Origin of the sequence: Maribacter sp. UBA3344 (assembly GCF_002362375.1) — a bacterium.
GTDB lineage: Bacteria > Bacteroidota > Bacteroidia > Flavobacteriales > Flavobacteriaceae > Maribacter > Maribacter dokdonensis.
Window position 1 is genome coordinate 175003 of sequence record NZ_DERI01000030.1, and the last position, 18813, is coordinate 193815.

The 18813-nt window shown below is 35.5% G+C and carries 16 protein-coding genes; 8 read left to right on the top strand and 8 right to left on the bottom strand.

The window, feature by feature from the left end; all coding sequences use genetic code 11:
• Positions 1-183 precede the first annotated feature (183 nt).
• The 4 genes from B2Z27_RS18785 (at position 184) to B2Z27_RS18800 (ending at position 6654) form a co-directional block, all read left to right on the top strand.
• On the top strand, positions 184-2967 hold the full coding sequence (locus tag B2Z27_RS18785) for a TonB-dependent receptor (RefSeq protein WP_286814828.1): 2784 nt from the start codon (positions 184-186) through the stop codon (positions 2965-2967).
• A gap of 18 nt (positions 2968-2985) precedes the next feature.
• Positions 2986-4620 carry a G-D-S-L family lipolytic protein gene (locus B2Z27_RS18790; protein WP_286814829.1) on the top strand — a complete coding sequence of 545 codons (1635 nt, stop codon included), beginning with the start codon at positions 2986-2988 and terminating at the stop codon, positions 4618-4620.
• Positions 4621-4789: 169 nt separating this feature from the next.
• Entirely contained in the window at positions 4790-6298 is a 1509-nt protein-coding gene (gene atpD / locus B2Z27_RS18795; RefSeq protein ID WP_058104851.1) for a F0F1 ATP synthase subunit beta, read from the top strand.
• A gap of 77 nt (positions 6299-6375) precedes the next feature.
• The gene (locus tag B2Z27_RS18800; protein ID WP_058104852.1) at positions 6376-6654 is read left to right on the top strand and encodes a F0F1 ATP synthase subunit epsilon; all 279 of its coding nucleotides are present in this window, start codon (positions 6376-6378) and stop codon (positions 6652-6654) included.
• A gap of 54 nt (positions 6655-6708) precedes the next feature.
• On the opposite strand, the gene B2Z27_RS18805 is transcribed toward B2Z27_RS18800, so the two are convergent.
• The 7 genes from B2Z27_RS18805 to B2Z27_RS18835 form a co-directional block, all read right to left on the bottom strand.
• Positions 6709-6915, bottom strand: coding sequence for a helix-turn-helix domain-containing protein (locus tag B2Z27_RS18805; protein WP_286814830.1), 207 nt, complete (start codon positions 6913-6915; stop codon positions 6709-6711).
• A gap of 2 nt (positions 6916-6917) precedes the next feature.
• The gene (locus tag B2Z27_RS18810) at positions 6918-7418 is read right to left on the bottom strand and encodes a DUF2975 domain-containing protein (protein WP_058104854.1); all 501 of its coding nucleotides are present in this window, start codon (positions 7416-7418) and stop codon (positions 6918-6920) included.
• A 45-nt stretch (positions 7419-7463) separates the two neighbouring features.
• Positions 7464-7949, bottom strand: a complete 486-nt coding sequence (locus tag B2Z27_RS18815) for a hypothetical protein (protein ID WP_286814831.1) — start codon at positions 7947-7949, stop codon at positions 7464-7466.
• A gap of 76 nt (positions 7950-8025) precedes the next feature.
• Positions 8026-8559 (bottom strand): GNAT family N-acetyltransferase, encoded by a 534-nt coding sequence (locus tag B2Z27_RS18820; protein WP_286814832.1) that lies wholly within the window; start codon positions 8557-8559, stop codon positions 8026-8028.
• Positions 8560-10359, bottom strand: coding sequence for a M61 family metallopeptidase (locus B2Z27_RS18825; protein ID WP_286814833.1), 1800 nt, complete (start codon positions 10357-10359; stop codon positions 8560-8562).
• A gap of 94 nt (positions 10360-10453) precedes the next feature.
• Entirely contained in the window at positions 10454-10864 is a 411-nt protein-coding gene (locus tag B2Z27_RS18830; protein ID WP_286814834.1) for a response regulator, read from the bottom strand.
• Positions 10861-13515, bottom strand: a complete 2655-nt coding sequence (locus tag B2Z27_RS18835) for a PAS domain S-box protein (RefSeq protein WP_286814835.1) — start codon at positions 13513-13515, stop codon at positions 10861-10863. Before B2Z27_RS18835 ends, B2Z27_RS18830 begins: the two co-directional genes overlap by 4 nt.
• Before the next feature lie 307 nt (positions 13516-13822).
• Here B2Z27_RS18835 and B2Z27_RS18840 point away from each other — a divergent pair, with 307 nt between their 5' ends.
• Genes B2Z27_RS18840 through bioD form a run of 3 tightly spaced genes read left to right on the top strand, consistent with a single transcriptional unit; the run spans position 13823 to position 15994 of the window.
• Positions 13823-14980 carry an aminotransferase class I/II-fold pyridoxal phosphate-dependent enzyme gene (locus tag B2Z27_RS18840; protein ID WP_286814836.1) on the top strand — a complete coding sequence of 386 codons (1158 nt, stop codon included), beginning with the start codon at positions 13823-13825 and terminating at the stop codon, positions 14978-14980.
• A 6-nt stretch (positions 14981-14986) separates the two neighbouring features.
• Entirely contained in the window at positions 14987-15370 is a 384-nt protein-coding gene (locus B2Z27_RS18845; protein WP_058104861.1) for a DUF2007 domain-containing protein, read from the top strand.
• A 6-nt stretch (positions 15371-15376) separates the two neighbouring features.
• Positions 15377-15994 (top strand): dethiobiotin synthase, encoded by a 618-nt coding sequence (gene bioD / locus B2Z27_RS18850; RefSeq protein ID WP_286814837.1) that lies wholly within the window; start codon positions 15377-15379, stop codon positions 15992-15994.
• Here bioD and B2Z27_RS18855 read toward each other — a convergent pair.
• Positions 15989-17470, bottom strand: a complete 1482-nt coding sequence (locus B2Z27_RS18855; RefSeq protein WP_286814838.1) for an ArnT family glycosyltransferase — start codon at positions 17468-17470, stop codon at positions 15989-15991. The genes bioD and B2Z27_RS18855 overlap by 6 nt on opposite strands.
• Positions 17471-17533: 63 nt before the next feature.
• Between B2Z27_RS18855 and bioA the strand changes: the two genes are divergently transcribed.
• Complete coding sequence (gene bioA, locus B2Z27_RS18860; protein ID WP_286814839.1) at positions 17534-18808, top strand: adenosylmethionine--8-amino-7-oxononanoate transaminase; 1275 nt, start codon at positions 17534-17536, stop codon at positions 18806-18808.
• Positions 18809-18813 lie beyond the last annotated feature (5 nt).

Here is an 18813-nt window from a genome sequence, read left to right on the forward strand (position 1 = left end):
ATGGCGGATTATAAATATATTTTTTACATAATGTTATTTAATAGTTAATTGCGTATATCCCAATAAATGAATCATTTAATTATTAAAATAATACTATGCACGCATAATTTTTTTCAAATTACTATTATTGGTATAAAATAATCTGTATCTTAACCCACAACTAATTTTAAACTTTAATTAAGAATGAGAGCAATACTACTTTTAGCATTGATGGTTGTGGGTACTTTTGGGTATTCTCAAACGAATATCAATGGTAATGTTGTTGACCAAAACAATCAGCCCATTCCTGGGGCCAATGTTGTTATCGTTGGCAAAACCATTGGTACAGTAACGGATTTCGATGGTAATTTTAATTTGGCTACATCAGAAATGCCACCTTTCAAAATAGAAATTTCAAGTATTGGTTATACAAGTAGTACTGAAGATATTACTAGCGCTAACCAAACTGTTACCGTAGTTTTAAATGAATCTCAAACCTTTTTGGATGAGGTGGTCATTTCAGCTTCAAGAACTCCAGAGCGTATTTTTGAATCTCCTGTTACGGTAGAGCGAATCGGTATTTCAGAAATTAAGAATACCACGGCTGCCGATTTTTATGGAGGTCTTGAAAATCTTAAAGGTGTAGACGTTAACACAAACAGTTTAACATTTAAATCGGTTAATACCAGGGGTTTCGCATCTTTTGCCAATACACGTTTTATGCAACTAGTTGATGGTATGGATAACTCAACACCTGCATTGAATTTTCCTATTGGTAACTTAGTTGGTCTAATAGAGCCAGATGTGTTAAGCGTTGAATTGTTGCCTGGGGCATCATCTGCACTATATGGGGCAAATGCATTTAATGGAATTTTGTTTATGCGAAGTAAAAGCCCTTTTGACTATGAAGGTATCAGTGTATCTATTAAACAAGGTATTACTTCTCAACAGGCTTCTGGAGATAATTCTTATACTGATTTTGGTATTAGGGCTGCACATAAGTTCAGCGATAAGTTTGCGGCTAAGGTTAATTTTGGTTATTTAAAAGGTACCGACTGGGCTGCTAATAATACAGATGACAAGATTACGCCTGGTGGTACAAGGGATAACTTGAATTATGATGGGGTCAATGTTTATGGCGATGAGGTATCTACCAACATAAAAGAAGTTGCGCTTACTCTAGAAGGGTTAGGCATTTTACCATCTGGTGCAAATGCCCTTGTTCCCTCTGAAATAGTTAGTAGAACTGGTTATAACGAAAGTGATCTTACCAATTATAATGCGGAGAGTATTAAAGCCGATTGGGGTTTATATTATAGACCAATAGAAGATAATAGTTTAGAACTTTCCTATGTGGGTAAAGTGGGTACGGGTAACACCATTTACCAAGGAACTAATAGATATAATATTGCCGGTTTCTTCCAAGAACAACATAAGTTGGAAATTAGAAATGACAATTTTTTTGTAAGAGGATATATGGTTGGTGATAAAGCTGGTGATTCTTATGATATGGTTTTTACCGGAATTAACATCAATAGAAGTTGGAAAGACGATAACACTTGGTTCGGTGAATATACCGGTGCCTATGTGCAGGCTACCTTAGCTGGCGCAACTGATGAGCAAGCGCACGCTGCCGCGAGGGCACAAGCAGAATCTGGTAGATTGTTGCCAGGTACACCGGAATTCGAAGCTGCATTTAATAGGGTAATTAAAGATCCCGATTTAAGTTCTGGTTCACAATTTAGGGATGCTTCCAAATATTATCATGCAGATGGAAACTATAATTTTTCGCATGTAATAGACTGGGCAGAAATTCAAGTTGGGGGATCCTATAGAAAATATAGTTTAAATTCTTCTGGAACTATTTATACCGATTTTGATGGTCCTATCGATTATTCTGAATTTGGAATTTACTCACAGGTTCAAAAAACACTGCCTATGGCCGGAGAGAAAAGTTTAAAATTAACAGGGTCTATCAGATATGATAAATCTGAGTTTTTTGATGGTTTTTATTCTCCAAGATTGTCTGCAGGGTATACCTTGAACAGAAATCATAATATAAGAGCGTCTGCTCAAACAGGATTTAGAAATCCAACTACTCAAGATCTATTTATTGGTTTAGATGCGGGTAGGGCTATATTAGTAGGTTCTGCACCAGATAATTTAGATAGATATTCAAGGGATTATGATGTAAGTGCAACAGGTCAGTTATTAGGACAGCCTTCTTCGGTTACACAAACCGGTGCGGCTGCATATAATAATTCTTACTCGGCAGCTTCAGCTACCGCTTTGGCCGAGACAGGTGACCCTTCGGTTCTTGAAGTTGCAAATCCAGATTTAGTGAAGCCAGAAAAAGTAACTTCTTTTGAAATCGGGTATAGAGGTAAGGTCGATAAGTTGGTTATAGATTTTAGTACGTATTATAACAGTTATCAAGATTTCATCTCTCAAGAGGTGGTTGTTGCTCCTTACTACGGAGAAGTTGGTGATGGCGGACTGTCAGTTGTGGCGATAGCCAATGGAGATTTCCAGGCATACAGTACCTATACCAATACAGATGCCAATGTTAATTCATACGGAGCATCTATTGGTCTTGATGTTAAGGTGTTGGGTAATTTTGATTTAGGTGGTAGTTATACATTTACAAAACTGGATTTTGATCGTGAAGCCAATCCAGATGTAATGCTGAACTTCAATACTCCAGAACACAAGTTCAAAGCTTCTTTTGGAAATAAGGAACTTTTTGAAAATTTCGGGTTTAATGTGTCCTATAGATTTAGCGATGATTATTTCTGGGAAGCTACTTTTGGTAATGGTGTAATCCCTGAATTTCATGTAGTTGATGCGCAAATTAACTATGAAGTTCCAAGTATAAAATCTTCTTTCAAATTAGGGGGTACAAACCTAACTGGTAAAGAATATAACACTGCGTTCGGTACGGGTCTTATTGGGTCTATGTACTATGTTTCTTGGACAATTAACAACTAATTAAAATCAAAAGTTGAAATGAAAAACTTAAAATATTTATACATTTCTTTAGGTGTCTTGGCTTTTACGGCTTGTAACGACCCAGAAGATGTTGATCTAGAACCAGAGGTGATAGCGGAGGAATTGCCGGCCTTAACCTCCGGTTCTGCAGATTTCTCAAATTATGTTGCATTAGGTAACTCTTTAACGGCAGGTTTTACAGATGGAGCTTTATTTCAAGCTAGTCAGACATTATCTATGCCCAATCTGTTATCGCAAAAATTTAGCCTTGCAGGTGGGGGTAGTTTTAGTCAACCTTTAACCAATGACAATATTGGTGGGCTTGCTTTGGCAGGAACAAGAATTCAAGATCCAAGATTAGTTTTTGGTGGAGCAGGTCCCGTTTCTTTAGAATCTTTAATTGGGGATGTAACCGTTACCACGGATATTGCTTTAAATAACCCAACAGGACCTTTTAATAACCTAGGGGTGCCTGGTGCAAAAAGTTTTCATTTGTTAGCGCCGGGATATGGTAATATAGCTAACGTACAATTAGGTCTTGCTAATCCTTATTTTGTAAGAATGACCGGTGCCACGCCAGATATTAGCGTTTTAGAAATGGCAGTTGGTCAGTCCCCTAGTTTTTTCTCTTTATGGATAGGTAATAATGATGTATTGGGATATGCCACTACGGGAGGTGACGGAACAGATCCTATTACGCCTATTTCCGGTGCGCCAGGTCAAGGTTTTGATGGTAGTTATGGAGCTTTGATCGCAACGTTAACTGCAGGTGGTGCTCAAGGGGTCGTTGCCAACATTCCTAATGTAACAGATGTGCCTCATTTTACAACAGTGCCACATAACCCATTAGATCCTACCAATCCAGATTTTGGAGATCAAATTGCTACTTTAAATGGCATTTTTGGGCAATTGAATCAGGTGTATGCTTTCTTGGGTGTGCCAGAGCGCTCCATAGAATTTTCCACAACCGCGGCAAGTGAAGTCGTAATAAGAGATGAAACGTTGACCGATTTGTCAGCTCAAATAGCTGGTGTACTTAGTGCAAGTCCTACATTTCCGGCTTTTGTACAATCTTTTGGACTGCCAGTAGAAGCTGCGCCTTTAGTGGCGGGGTTATTGGGTAGTACTTATGGGCAAACCAGAGAAGCAACTGCAGATGATTTGTTCGTATTACCAAGCTCTTCTATTATAGGAACGGTAAATACAGAATCCGTTGCTGCTCTTATGGCTGCAGGTTTACCACAGACATTGGCAGGTCAGTTTTCAGTGGAAGGTATTTCATTGCCTTTAGAAGATAAATGGGTGTTAATTCCTAGTGAGCAAGAAGAAATTGCCGTGGCTACAGCGGCTTTCAATCAAATTATAGAAGCTACGGCTAATCAAGCAGGTTTAGCTCTGGTTGATGCAAATGGACTATTGAACCAATTGGCGAATGGAGGAATAACAAGTGGTGATTTTACATTAACCTCAAATTTGGTAACTGGTAGCGCATTCTCTTTAGATGGTATACATCCAACCGCAAGAGGATATGCATTGTTGGCTAATGAATTCATGAAGGCAATAGATGCAACGTATGGTTCTAATTTTGAAGAATCCGGTAATTTGTTGAACGTAGGAGATTATCCTACGAATTACCCGGCAACACTACAATAATTGTGTTTAAAATATGAATTTAGGAAAGGTGCTTTTAGGGCACCTTTTTACTTTTGTAAAAAAGAAAAAAAACAGTTTTTCTTTAAAATTGAAAACTATATCTTTGCAGCCTGAAAATGAGAGCATATTTTTCAGGTTTTATTAAACGTAATATATAAACATATAAGTAATGTCAAAAGTTACAGGTAAAGTTTCGCAAATCATTGGCCCCGTAGTTGATGTAGAATTTCAATCAGGTGCAGATCTTCCTAAAATCTATGATTCTTTGGAAATTGTCAATAAGGACAAATCAAAATTGGTTTTGGAAGTTCAATCTCATGTTGGCGAGAATACGGTAAGAACTATTTCTATGGATTCTACCGATGGTCTTAGTAGAGGGGTTGAAGTAGTGGCTACAGGTAGTGCGATTCAAATGCCGGTAGGTGATGACGTATATGGTCGTTTGTTCAATGTAATCGGTGATGCTATCGATGGTCTTGGTAATTTGCCTAAAGCAGGTGAAGCCGGTCTTCCAATACATAGAGAAGCTCCAAAATTTGAAGATCTTTCTACATCTACAGAAGTTTTGTTCACTGGTATTAAGGTTATCGACTTGATCGAACCTTATGCAAAAGGTGGTAAAATTGGATTATTTGGCGGTGCCGGAGTAGGTAAAACGGTATTGATCCAAGAATTGATCAACAACATTGCTAAAGGTCATGGTGGTCTTTCAGTATTCGCAGGAGTAGGAGAAAGAACTCGTGAAGGAAATGATTTGCTTCGTGAGATGTTGGAATCTGGTATTATTAAGTACGGTGATGATTTCATGCACTCTATGGAAGATGGCGGATGGGATTTGACGAAAGTTGATAAAGAAGCTATGAAAGGTTCAAAAGCGACATTCGTTTTTGGTCAAATGAACGAGCCACCTGGAGCACGTGCTAGAGTTGCACTTTCAGGGTTGACAATTGCTGAATATTTCCGTGATGGAGCAGGTGATGGTCAAGGTAAAGATGTACTTTTCTTCGTAGATAACATTTTCCGTTTTACGCAAGCAGGTTCTGAGGTATCGGCGTTATTAGGTCGTATGCCATCTGCGGTAGGTTACCAACCTACGTTGGCTACGGAAATGGGTGCTATGCAAGAGCGTATTACGTCAACTAAAAGAGGTTCTATTACTTCGGTACAAGCGGTTTACGTACCTGCGGATGATTTAACGGATCCAGCACCGGCAACAACTTTTGCTCACTTAGATGCAACAACTGTATTGTCTCGTAAAATTGCCGAGCTTGGTATTTACCCTGCGGTTGATCCTTTAGATTCGACTTCAAGAATTCTTACAGCTGAAATTTTAGGGAAAGAGCATTACGCATGTGCGCAAAGGGTAAAAGAGCTTTTACAGCGTTATAAAGAACTACAGGATATTATCGCCATTTTAGGTATGGAAGAATTATCTGAAGAAGATAAGTCTGCGGTAGGTAGAGCAAGACGTGTACAACGTTTCTTATCTCAACCATTCCACGTAGCAGAGCAGTTTACAGGTATACCGGGTGTTTTAGTTGATATCAAAGAGACTATCAAAGGATTTAATATGATTATGGATGGTGAATTAGATCACTTGCCGGAATCAGCTTTTAACCTTAAAGGTACTATTGAAGAAGCGATTGAGGCTGGTGAAAAAATGTTGACTGAAGCGTAATTAAGTTCAGAGTTCAGAGTTTATGGTTCAGAATTGAAACTAATAACTCATAGCTCATAACTCATAAGTAAAGAGATATGTATTTAGAAATTGTATCACCAGAAGCAACCTTATTTGCTGGCGAAGTAACATCAGTTACAGTACCTGGTATAAATGGTGAGTTTCAGATGTTAAAAGATCACGCTCCAATTGTTTCTTTACTACAAGAGGGTAAGGTGAAAGTTGCGGGCAATATAACTCTAGATAAAGAGTATGCGTCTAAGTTCACTAAAGATGCTGCCGGAAATACAGTTTTACAAATTTCTAGCGGTACTATTGAACTTAAGAATAATAAAGTAATTGTACTAGCGGATTAATTAGTACATTTTATTATAAATTATAAAGGCTACACTTTTAAGTGTAGCCTTTTTTTATTCCTTTTCGTAAGCAAGAATATCGGCAGGTTGGCAGTCTAATGCCTTACAAATAGCATCCAGTGTAGAAAAGCGAATGGCTTTTGCTTTACCTGATTTAAGTATGGATAGGTTAGCTTCGGTAATATCAATCATTTCAGCCAGTTCTTTGCTTTTTAAATTACGGTCTGTTAATACGGTATTTAAGTTAACGACAATGCTCATAATTATATGGTTAGGTCGTTTTCTGTTTTTATATTATATGTCATTTTCAAAATATCACTTTGAATAATAAAATACAATCCAACTATTGTTATGAATACTTGAAGGAGTAAATTATTATCAAATATAATTTCAACTGGTACATTTAAAATTAATTGTTTCACGAATACTAAGGCATAAGTTAGGTAGTTTAAAAGTGAACTGAATATTAAGGACTTACCTGATTTTTTTAGATTGATTTGAACTGATGGACTGAAACCTATATTTTTTGTCATTATCCCAGCTACGTTCTTTAGGTATTTGACTCCAATTATTAGTAAGATATAGCCAAGAATAGATATGACTAATATTAACCATGAAATTGCATCCCATTCTTGGACGAAATTATTTTCTTGAGCAATAGAATTCAACCCTAAAGGACCAAAAAATAATATTACTAAAAGTCCAAGACAAAGGGTATAAAATAGAATATCTATTAGTACTTTAAACAGTTCAGTGTGTCGCATAATTATATAGTTAGGTCGTTTTCTTGTTTTAGACGATAGCCTTCTTTAATTAATTGGGCTATAATTAAGTAGAAAAATAGCTATTACTAAAAGTGATATTCTTCCGCTTAGTGCCGTTCCAAAATTTTTGCCTAAGGTATATGAAGCTGAAACACCATATTCTAAAGTTATTTCAAAGGATTTTTCTATTAACCTTATAAAGAAAATTAATACAGAATAGGCTATAAGTCCGTTACCGACCTTTCTAAATATAGCACTATTTTTTTCTGTAAATATTGTATCCGTTTTAAATTCAGGTATTACTTTTCTAAATTTCAAAAGAAGCCAGATTATATAACCTTGTAATAAAACAGTTGGTAAAGGAATTAGAACCATTAGTATCCAGCTATTTTCATCACCGGAATATTGAAGCAAATCAAATTTTGTTAGAACGTATTTTGATAGTTCACCTAAGTTTATAATTATAGATATTAGTACGGAGAAAATTAAAAAATTAATAAGCCATTTGAGTGCAGTAAGAAGATTTTTCATATAATAAATTATTGTTTAACGATAACAAATATATAAAAGTTATCGAAAAACAATAATAAAAATAAAATTTATTGGATTACGATGTCTTCAAAGAAATCAATTCCCAGTCTTGACCCAAAGAATGATAAGTGCAAATTTTTTCAAAACCTACGGCGTAATGTGCACCTAATGACCTGCTGTTTGTAGCATCAACTTCGGTAATTATGGCATCATATTTTGGGTAAGAGGCTTTTTTCATGGCGTTATAGAGTCCACGGAAAACACCCATTTTTCTATGGGTCTTGGCAACACAGATTTGCCCCATGGTAATAAAATTTTGAATGTTTACATTTTCTAATTCGGTAAACATTGGTCTTAGAACTGAAATTTCATCTTTAAAATCATCAGTCATTGAAAGTGCGTAACCTACTACTTTATCACCATCTTTTGCGATAATATGGGGGCAGGCGTTGTTCATTCTAGTTAGCACATCTAAATTGTGATGTACGGTTACAAATCCTTCTTGTTGCATTTCTAGATCGGAAACAGCTGATTTTAAGTTCATTTCTTGTAAAGAAAGAATTTGTATTAATTCTTCTTTGGTTGTGGCGGTAGTATATATTAAGCTCATTTATTCAACTTTTAGCCAAGCTTGGCGGGCTTTTAATACTTTTTTTGTAGGAGCTTTGTCATTTTTCTCCACTAAGTTAATGGCATAGTCTAGTTCAGAGGTTAAAATGACCTCAGTTTTTCTTTCCATATCATCTCTTAAAAAGGTTATTGAAAGAGTGTCTTCTGGTTTGAATCCTTCATTGATAAACGTATTAAATTGAATTCCATTTGAGAATGATTTTCCATTTATTGAAGATATGATATCGTCTTTATCTAATCCGGCAAGGTAAGCCGGACTCCCAATTTTGGTATTGCTTCCAATTTTACCGTTTAAATCATCTGTTATAGATACAGCGGCACCAAAATAGGCTATTTCTGCATTTTGAGACATACTTATGCCAACTGTTTTAAATAGTTCGTTATACTGCGGCATTTCGCTTTTATAAACAAAACTATTAAAGAAGTTGTTACCGAATGTTTTACCAGCGTACGTGTTCAATAGTTCGTTCAAATTTTCAATGGTATAAGGTTTTTCGGTTTTACCGTAGGTTGACCAAACCAGCTTCATAAAATCATCTAAATTAAGACCTTCATTACGTAGTTGTAAATCTAAAGCTAACCCAAGAACACTGCCGTAAGAGTAATATGAAATAAAGGTATTTTCTCTATTAACGGGGTCTACGGAAGTTGCCGCATCTACAAAAGGAGCTTGGTAACTCATTTCTATAGGGTTAAAGAATTGTCTTGCAGGTGAATTCCACACATAGTTAAAAGTGCCTGTTAATCCTTCTACATATTTTTCAGGTGTAATTAAGCCTGCCCTGCATAAAATAAGGTTGGTATAATAACTTGTAAAGCCCTCTGCAAACCATAATTCACCACTCATATTTGCTTCTTCAAAATTAAACGGTTCCAAAGATTTTGGTCTAATACGTTCCACATTCCAGCTATGAAAAAACTCATGTGAAACGGTCCCTATATTTCTATCCATACCACCATTTGATAATGTTCTGGTGCTTGTCAAAATTGTAGAATTTCTATGCTCCATTCCATCACCGGAAGCATTTGGTACATAGCAAGCAATAAAAGTATAAGAACCATAATCAAATGTGGGTAGCTCGCCGAATACTTCTTTTTCGGCAAGAACCACTTTTTTTACTTTCTCAAAATATGTGGATGCTTCTTCTTCGGTACATGGATCATGTAACGCTAATTTTATGGTTTGCCCGTCTATATTGAATTCCCTTAGTTTGTGATTGCTTAATTCGGTTGGGCTATCCATAAAATATTGCAGATTTGGAGCGCTGTAGGTGTTGTTTTTTATTAAAGGTAATTGTGTAGCTATCTTCCAATTTAAATCATCTCTGGTTTTAAAATCTACAGTGATTTTTCTTGTGCTTAGGGATGGGGCGTACATAAAGGTTGCCGGTATGTTCAAATGGGCGTGTGTCTCATCAATTTGAGAATACGTTCCGTCCGCTCTATTGGCATAAAGTGTATAGGTGATTTTTACAGTACCATCATGTTTAGGAACAAGCCATTCATAAGGGTTGTTTTTTGAAATGGGTAGTACATCGCCCTTACTGTCAAATGCCTTTAAGTTATATACGTTTTTAGCGAATTCATGAAGTGCATACCTACCTGGTGATGTGCGGCTCATCCTAAGTGATAAAGTGTCTTCAACTATTTCGTTGAAGGTTGCTGAAATATCGGCTTCGTGATGTACCGCATTATCAAATGATATTACATAGGTACTAGATTGTGCGGTAATACTTGAAATATGTAATCCTAAAAAAAGTAAAAGGGTGAGATAGCGCATATCTTAGATTTTTAGCTAAGATAATGAAGCTGGTAAATGAATGTTGGAAAAATGGATTCTAAAATGAAAATATGGGGTGATAATTAGGTGGGACTTATACAATTCCGTTTTTATCGAATTTTTCTATAATGGTATCTTTAATACCTTTTAAATGAAATTCTGTAATTGGTTTGGTTACAAAATCCGATACCAATGACTTTTTCTTTAAACGTTCAATATCATCTCTATATGCAGAAGAAGTAAGCACAAATACCATACAATTATCTGTAGTTGCAATAGATTCTAATTTATCCATAAACTCCCATCCGTTCATTACTGGCATATTCAAATCAAGAAAAATAATGTAATTATGGGATTTTGAATAGGAATTGCTAAGGTGTTCTATTGCAGGCTTTCCATTTGAGAAATTTAATATTTCACCCGGTAGTTCGGCATGATCAATTCCTTTTTCCAGTAAAAATGTAAAAATGGGATCGTCCTCAATTATTATAAGTTTATAATTCATTTATTTTCGTCTAAATCGATGGCATTAATGGTATTGTCTACAATATCTTTGATAACATTGTCAATTTCATCTGCCGATGTAATTATATAATTGAGAATTTGATCTCTTTCTTCAGGCTTTAATTTTTCTTTATCGTCTCTTAATAAGTCTACCAAGCCCATTAATCTTGCTACTGGAGCTCTAACGATATGTGATTGGGTCCATGCAATTTTTTTCAATTGGGCATTTTGTTCCTCAATGGCATTTAAATGTTGAACCTTGGTGGTAACATCTTTAGAATTTACCACAATTCCTTTTAATGAGGGTTCGTCAATTTTGTTGGTAATAATGGTTTCTAACCAGATCCAGTGTCCGTCCCCATGTTTAAATCTAAATGGTTTAATGGCTACCTGGTTTACTTTTAGGATCTTAATGAACTCATTGAATACTCTATTGTAATCATCTGGGTGCACATAATCGAACGCATTAGTACCCATAAATTGTTCTGGCGTAATATTCAAGATTTTCGTGGAAGTAGGACTTGCATATGTGAAGTTGGCATTTTCATCCATAATACAGATCATATCGCTGCCTTCTTGCACTAAGGTTTTATATCTGCGTTCACTTTGCTCTAGTTGTTCTTTTGCAATTCTGGTGTCATTAATATCTCTAGAGGTTATAATAACCCCTTGAATTGAAGGTTCGTTTATTTGGTTGGATACATTTGCTACAAACCATCGCCATTCACCAAATTTATTTTTAAATCTAAACGGTTCTATTTTTATAGAATCATTTTGGGTTATTTTGTTGAACTGTGTTTTTACACGCTCTAAATCATCTGGATGTATGTAATCGAATGCGTTTTGTCCTTCAAATTCTTCGGGGCTTATTTGAATGACCTTCATTGAACTTGGGCTTACATATTTAAAATTGGCTTCGGCATCTAGTATAGTTATGATATCACTACTCTCTTGTACCAAAGTCTTAAATCTACGTTCGCTATTTTCTAATTGAAGTTCTGCATTTTTCTTTTCGGTATTATCTCTGGCTATACAATAATATACCCTATCTTTTTCATCCCAATTAGAGGACCAAAGCATAGGTACGGCATGACCATTTTTATGAACGTATCTATTTTCAAAATTGATTACTTTGTTTCCGGACAAAACAAATTCGGCATTTTCTTCTGTTACAATTATATCCTCTTCATAGATCAGTTCAGTATATTTGGTACCAATAATATCTTTTGGTGCATAGCCCCAAATATCGTTTACTGCTCTGTTAATACTTAAAAAGTATCCTTCCTCATCAAGGGTGCATATAATATCTAAAGAAGTGTCCATTATTTTTTGCATCTCCTCTTTTGCACTGATTAAAACTTGCTGAGATAAGATTTCTGAGGTAATGTCTTTTGAGAAACAGGTAATCCCTATTTTTTCCCCCTCCTTGTTATACATTAAATCAAAAGAGGTTAGCCCGTATGTGGTCCAAAATTTACTGGGGTCTTGTATTTTCTGTTTGACCGAAAAACTACCGGTTTTAATTGCCTTGGTATAATAAGATTTCCATTTTTCCGTAATACTACTAGGTACGCTTGTAGAAAAAACAGAGTCTCCTTCATTGAAAGGTTCACCTTGGATTTTTTTAACCAGTTCGTGAAATGCGGTATTGGCTGTAATTAGTTTAAAATCCAAATCTATAGACCACATGAGGTCCCTAGTGCTATTGATCATAGCCTCTTGGTTATTCTTGACCCTATGAAGCTCAGTTGTAAAGCTTTTTTTCTCTGTTATATCTTGTAAAGTACCGTACATAACTAACGGTTCTTTAGCTTCGTTCCATTTTAGTACCTTACCTTTTTCATGTATCCATTTAAATTCCCCATTTTTTTGTAGGAATCTGTATTGTACGCTACAATCTTTAGATGGGTATTGTAAGCATTGAAGCATTTTTTTCTCAACTTCAGCTACATCCTCAGGGTTAATTAGTTTAAACCAGTCATCGGTTGTAAAATTTTTTACTGTATTGGGATCTATGCCTAAAATGTCAATGCCTTGTGGATTTAAAGTAAAGGTATCGTTTGCGAAATTACGTTCCCAAAACCCTATGCCGGTGGCAGAAACAATGTTATCTAAAAGTCGACCCTTTTTCTCAAGTTCAATTTTTTGGTCTTGTTCAATTTTTTTCGCCTTACGTAATTCTAAAAGATGAACTACTTGTTTGGCCAATGTTTGTAATCCGTCTAATTGGGTTTTACTAAGTTGTCTTGATTCGTAATCAATAACACACAATGTGCCAAGGCGGTGACCATCTTCGGTAGTTAATGAGGCACCGGCATAAAAACCTACATTGGGGTCTTCTGTAACAAGTTTATTGTCTTGAAATCGTTTGTCTGCATGAGTGTCCTCTACTACTAGTACATCTAAATCGTCGGTAATAACATGCTTGCAAAAAGATTCTTTTAAAGGAGTACCATTACCTTCAAATCCGAAGTGCGATTTAAAAAACTGCCTTTTATCATCAACTAATGAAATTAAGCTTACAGGGGTATTACAAATAGAAGCGGCTAAAGATGTAATTTCGTCATAGATAGCTTCTGGATTAGTATCCATAACATCAAAAGAAATCAATGCTTTTAATCTATTAGTATCTAAAATATTTCTCCCTTTCATGGTTATCTTTGTAAGAAGATAGTTACTTATTCTAATATTCTAAAATAATAGTAAGAAATTTCTTTAAAAAAAGAGGCAAAAATAGTATTTAAGTTTGTTTATCAATGCATTTAATTGATTTTTTCTTCAATACACCTAAATTTTATGATCATCTAAGTGGTTATCTATCAGGTTGATAAATGAATATTTGCAACGTTTTCAATCAAAACCTTAAAGGATTATCAGTGATATTGATAAGATGGTAGAAAAATTTCATGAAATTTTCAATTTGGTTATAATCCTTTCATAGAAAAGTTATTTTTGTGCTATGAGCCAACTGCCTAATAGATTAAAGCGAGTTTTAGAAACGCGTAAAAAAGAAGGTACTTTACGTACACTTAATACCACAGAAGGTTTAATAGATTTTTTATCCAATGATTATTTAGGTTTTGCTATTAACGAGACCTTATTTTCTAAAACTTTTCAATTATTATTGACTGACAGTGTTGCCTCAAATGGTTCTGGAGGGTCAAGATTATTATCTGGAAATCATAAATTATTTACTAGGTTAGAATCTCAATTGGCCACCTTTTACAAATCTAATGCGGCATTGGTTTTTAACTCTGGGTATGATGCCAATATAGGGCTATTTAGTACTCTTCCCCAAAAAGGTGACCTGGTATTTTATGATGAGTATATACACGCTAGTATACGAGAAGGGTTACGTTTAAGCAACGCCAAATCTTATAGTTTTTCACATAACGATCTTACTAGCTTAAAAGAAAAAATAGCTTTGAATGTAGCTAGAAATGAACATGAAACATACTCGGTTTTTATTGTAACGGAAAGCATTTTTTCCATGGACGGAGATTCTCCTGATTTGAAAGCCTTTGCTAAATATGCGAAATCAAATGAGTATTGTCTAATAGTGGATGAAGCTCATGCGGTTGGGGTATTGGGTAATAATGGAGAAGGAATGGTGCCATTGTTGAAATTGGAAAAAGATGTTTTTGCTAGAACGGTAACTTTTGGTAAAGGATTTGGTTGCCATGGTGCTGCAATACTTGGCTCTGAAGATTTGAAAGATTATCTAGTTAATTTTGCAAAATCATTTATTTATTCTACTGGGCTAACACCACATTCATTGGCTACAATTATAACTGCTCATGAGTTTTTAGACGAACTTGGTAAAGCGCCTAGAAAACTGCTATTTGAAAACATTGAATACTTTAAAAAACAAGTAGCATCGCATAAATTAGAAGCTTGTTTTTTGCCAAGTGATTCTGCTATTCAAGGTTGTATTATACCTGGTTCTAATTACGCAAAAGAAGTAGCGAATAAGATGCTGGATAAAGGTTTTAATTTAAAAGCTGTTCTATCGCCAACGGTACCAGTAGGACAAGAACGGTTAAGAATTTGTTTACATAGTTATAATTCAAAGGAAGAGATTGGGCTTTTGGTAAAATTATTGGCTAGTTATATGTAGTGGTCTATGGAGAATAAATTCTATCAATTGGCATCTTTTGAATATGTTGCCGATGTGCAAATTGTTAAAGGTAAGCTAGAATCTGAGGGTATACCCGTTTTTCTTAGGGATGAGAACACCTTGAACTCAGATCCATTGATCAGTAATGCCATTGGTGGTGTAAAGTTGCAAGTATATTCTAAAGATAAAGAAAGGGCAATTGCTGTCTATAACAGTATTAGAACGTACGCCTTGGATAATAATGGAAAACCCATTGTTTGTCCTAATTGCAAAGCGCGGAGGTCAGAGCCATATTATAACAGTAAGGGTATATTTTATAAACTTTTTCCATTTTTCGAGAAAAGAAAATATAAGTGCCTAAATTGTAACATGATCACTAATTCAAAGTAAGAAAATATGCAAAAGATTTTTGTGACAGGAATTTCTACCGAGGTAGGTAAAACTATTGCATCAGCAATTTTTGTGGAAGCATTGAAAGCCGATTATTGGAAACCGGTACAGGCTGGAGATTTAGATAATACGGATACGGATAAGGTAAAACGTTTAATATCTAATGATAGGTCTAAGTTTCACCCAAGCAGCTATAATCTAAAATTGCCCATGAGTCCGCATGCTGCTGCCGAGATTGAAGGTGTCTCTATAGATAGGTTTCACATTAACGAGCCAGAAACGGATAATAATTTGATCATAGAAGGGTCTGGTGGTATATTGGTGCCACTTAATAATGAAGATACCATGTTCGACATTATAATGCCAGATTATAAAGTGGTTGTGGTATCTAGAAATTATTTGGGCAGTATCAACCATTCTTTATTGACAATACAATGGTTGTTACATAAAGGATATGAAGTTTCGGTATTGTTCAGTGGAGAAGCAAATCCGCACACGGAGAATATCATACTGCATAAAACCGGTGTGTCGTTAATTGGTAGAATAGACGAAGAAAAAGAATTCACAAAAGAGGTCATTAAAAAATATGCCGACAAATTTCAAGGAATATTACAAACCTTATAATCGCTGTAAAATTGTAGCATTATCTACCGTTGCGAATAAAGCATAATGTTGGGCAAGGTAGTTGTCTATATACTGGTTTTCCTCAACTTCTTTTTTATCTAAAATACGTTTGCCTTTTCTAATGACAACGGTTTTTGGTTGTAACTCTTCCATGATAAACTTTAATTCTTCCATAGAGTTCTTTCTCGGGTTTTTAAAGAATGGAAAAAGTTCATCCCTACAAATATTACTAGGATGTGTAGAGGCGATAGTTGGTGGTAAGGTGCCTAAGTTCCAATAACCTATATGATATTCAAAGAATAGTACGTTTTTGGTTTCTAGTTGGTTTTCTAAAATGAATTGTGGGGCAGAAAAACCTTCACCATTGAAAATAGTGCCTTTTTCAATCTTATTATTTACAACATTTACATACTCCAGATAACTTTCTGCAGGAATCAATAGACCAATTACGGCTAGGTAAGCCGGTATTTTTGGTTTATGAACTTTAATAAGGTTGCTAACAACAACACCTACCAAAATTAATAGCATGGGGTGTAGTTGTATCAGGTAATGGCCATTGATTCTTCCTCCTTTTGCAAAAGAGAATAATACACCTATGATGGTAATCACCAACAATTGAATATTTCTGTTCTTAAAATCTAGATTTTTACTTTTATGGGAATAAAACAAAAATACAGCTGTAATAACGAAAATAGGCGCTAGCTTAAAAACAGAATAACGTCTAGCTTCCGTATATTCTAATGGAGCAAGAATTACGGACTCCCACCAGGTATACGTTATATCGTTCAAAAAATATGGGGCTACAGTGGCTATAACAACGGTTAGGGCTCCGGTACCAAATAAGATAACTTGTAGAAAGCTTATTTTTCTGTTAGTGAAAATAGATTCATAGCATAAAAAGAGTCCTAAGAACAGAATTGGGAAGGCCATGTTTAGCTTGACCATTACCGTTGAGCCCATTAGTATGCCAGATAAAAATATGGAAAAGCTAGATTTTTTTGAAATCAAAATATAGATTGATGGCACAAAGAAAGCCATGCAAATATGTTCAGACATTACTCCTTGTAAGCTGCCAAATAGGCTTAGCAAAACAATGCAGATGATTCCTATGAATACAGACGCCTTTTTAGAAACTAGGGTCAGTGCTGTTTTATATGTAAAGTATGCGGTTATAGCTACTAAAACAACTCCTGCAAAGCGTATGGCGACAAAACTTTTGCCAAATATGGATATGATAGCCGCAAAAAAAGCAAAAGTTAAAGGTGGTTTTAGGTCCCACAACTGTGTATAAGGCAAAAATCCGTCAACCCAAGATTGACCAAGAAGAATAAAGGTACTTTCGTCACGATCCACGTAGTCTCTAAAGAAAAAGGGGAATCGAATAAACAGTGTAATTAATGAGAGTAATAGGAACACCGTAGTATCCTTCATTTGGGAAAAAGTGAAAAGTGCATTTCTGTTTCTTTCTAAGGGCATCTAGTTATTGCGGTTTATTTCCCGATCTTTGCAAGATAGATAAAATGGCGAATTATAAATTCTATGACTGTAGAAAATCTATCAACAAGAGATAAAAAACACCTATGGCACCCGCTAACACAACATAAGCTTGGTAAACCCCAGCTTCCTATTGTAAAGGCAAAAGGTGCTTTGTTGTTTGATGAAAAGGGAAAAGAATATATAGATGCAATTGCATCGTGGTATACCGTAATGTATGGCCACGCCAATGAACAGATTGTTTCTGCGATTACACAACAGATGCAAACCTTAGACTTTGTAATGTTCAGTGGATTAACGCATGAACCTGCAATTGAATTGTCTGAAAAATTAATGGAAATATTGCCTAGCAATCAGGCTAAGATTTTCTTTAACGACAATGGCTCTACGGCGGTTGAAGCAGCAATAAAAATGGCACTTCAATTTTTTCATAATAAAAGAGAGAAGAGAGATACATTAATTGCTTTTGAGGATGGATTTCATGGCGATACGTTTGGCGCAATGAGTGCATCGGGACTTTCATCATATAACGGTCCGTTTGAAGATTTTTTGTTAAAAGTAGAACGTATTCCCGTTCCAACAGAAGATAATTTAGATGAGATAAAACAGATGCTCTCCCAAATACTAAAGAACAATAAATGCGCTGCTTTCGTTTTTGAACCATTGGTACAAGGTGCGGCCGGCATGAAATTCCATTCGGCTAAAGGTTTAAATGAATTAATAGGAATTTGTCAAGAAGAAGATATTGTATGTATTGCCGATGAAATAATGACCGGGTTCGGTAAAACAGGTAAAAATTTTGCTTCTGATTATTTGGAAAACAAGCCAGATATCATGTGTTTGAGCAAGGCATTGACGGCCGGTATGTTCCCGTTAAGTATTACCAGCTGTTCTCAAGCGGTGTATAACGGATTTTTAAGTGATGAGGTGCATAAAGGTTTTTTCCACGCTCATACGTTCAGCGCTCACCCATTAGGTTGTGCTGCAGCATTGGCGAGTATTAAATTATTGAACTCTCCAGAAATTGAGAGGAAAAGGTCAGCTATTAATAGGGCTCACAATACATATGTACAAGAAATTAAATCACACCCAAAAGTTGCGGAAGTAAGGGTTAAGGGCGTAATTTTGGCCATTGACTTAAATATAGAAACAGAACGTTACGGTAATTTAAGAGATAAGCTATATAGCTTCTTTTTAGAAAGAGGTGTTTTATTAAGACCTTTAGGGAATACCGTTTATGTATTGCCGCCCTATGTAATTAAAAAAGGAGAGCTTCAGAAGGTTTATGAGGCCATAACGGAAGCATTGAACACCTTTTAGAATAG

Bases quoted from the DNA above. Each gene is read 5' to 3' on its own strand.
- atpD (WP_058104851.1), top strand. From the start codon at position 4,790: ATGTCAAAAGTTACAGGTAAAGTTTCGCAAATCATTGGCCCCGTAGTT.
- B2Z27_RS18800 (WP_058104852.1), top strand. From the start codon at position 6,376: ATGTATTTAGAAATTGTATCACCAGAAGCAACCTTATTTGCTGGCGAA.
- B2Z27_RS18855 (WP_286814838.1), bottom strand. From the start codon at position 17,470: ATGCCCTTAGAAAGAAACAGAAATGCACTTTTCACTTTTTCCCAAATG.
- bioA (WP_286814839.1), top strand. From the start codon at position 17,534: ATGACTGTAGAAAATCTATCAACAAGAGATAAAAAACACCTATGGCAC.
- B2Z27_RS18820 (WP_286814832.1), bottom strand. From the start codon at position 8,559: ATGAGCTTAATATATACTACCGCCACAACCAAAGAAGAATTAATACAA.
- B2Z27_RS18815 (WP_286814831.1), bottom strand. From the start codon at position 7,949: ATGAAAAATCTTCTTACTGCACTCAAATGGCTTATTAATTTTTTAATT.
- B2Z27_RS18845 (WP_058104861.1), top strand. From the start codon at position 14,987: ATGGAGAATAAATTCTATCAATTGGCATCTTTTGAATATGTTGCCGAT.
- B2Z27_RS18805 (WP_286814830.1), bottom strand. From the start codon at position 6,915: ATGAGCATTGTCGTTAACTTAAATACCGTATTAACAGACCGTAATTTA.
- B2Z27_RS18785 (WP_286814828.1), top strand. From the start codon at position 184: ATGAGAGCAATACTACTTTTAGCATTGATGGTTGTGGGTACTTTTGGG.
- B2Z27_RS18825 (WP_286814833.1), bottom strand. From the start codon at position 10,359: ATGCGCTATCTCACCCTTTTACTTTTTTTAGGATTACATATTTCAAGT.
- B2Z27_RS18790 (WP_286814829.1), top strand. From the start codon at position 2,986: ATGAAAAACTTAAAATATTTATACATTTCTTTAGGTGTCTTGGCTTTT.
- B2Z27_RS18840 (WP_286814836.1), top strand. From the start codon at position 13,823: ATGAGCCAACTGCCTAATAGATTAAAGCGAGTTTTAGAAACGCGTAAA.
- B2Z27_RS18830 (WP_286814834.1), bottom strand. From the start codon at position 10,864: ATGAATTATAAACTTATAATAATTGAGGACGATCCCATTTTTACATTT.
- B2Z27_RS18810 (WP_058104854.1), bottom strand. From the start codon at position 7,418: ATGCGACACACTGAACTGTTTAAAGTACTAATAGATATTCTATTTTAT.
- B2Z27_RS18835 (WP_286814835.1), bottom strand. From the start codon at position 13,515: ATGAAAGGGAGAAATATTTTAGATACTAATAGATTAAAAGCATTGATT.
- bioD (WP_286814837.1), top strand. From the start codon at position 15,377: ATGCAAAAGATTTTTGTGACAGGAATTTCTACCGAGGTAGGTAAAACT.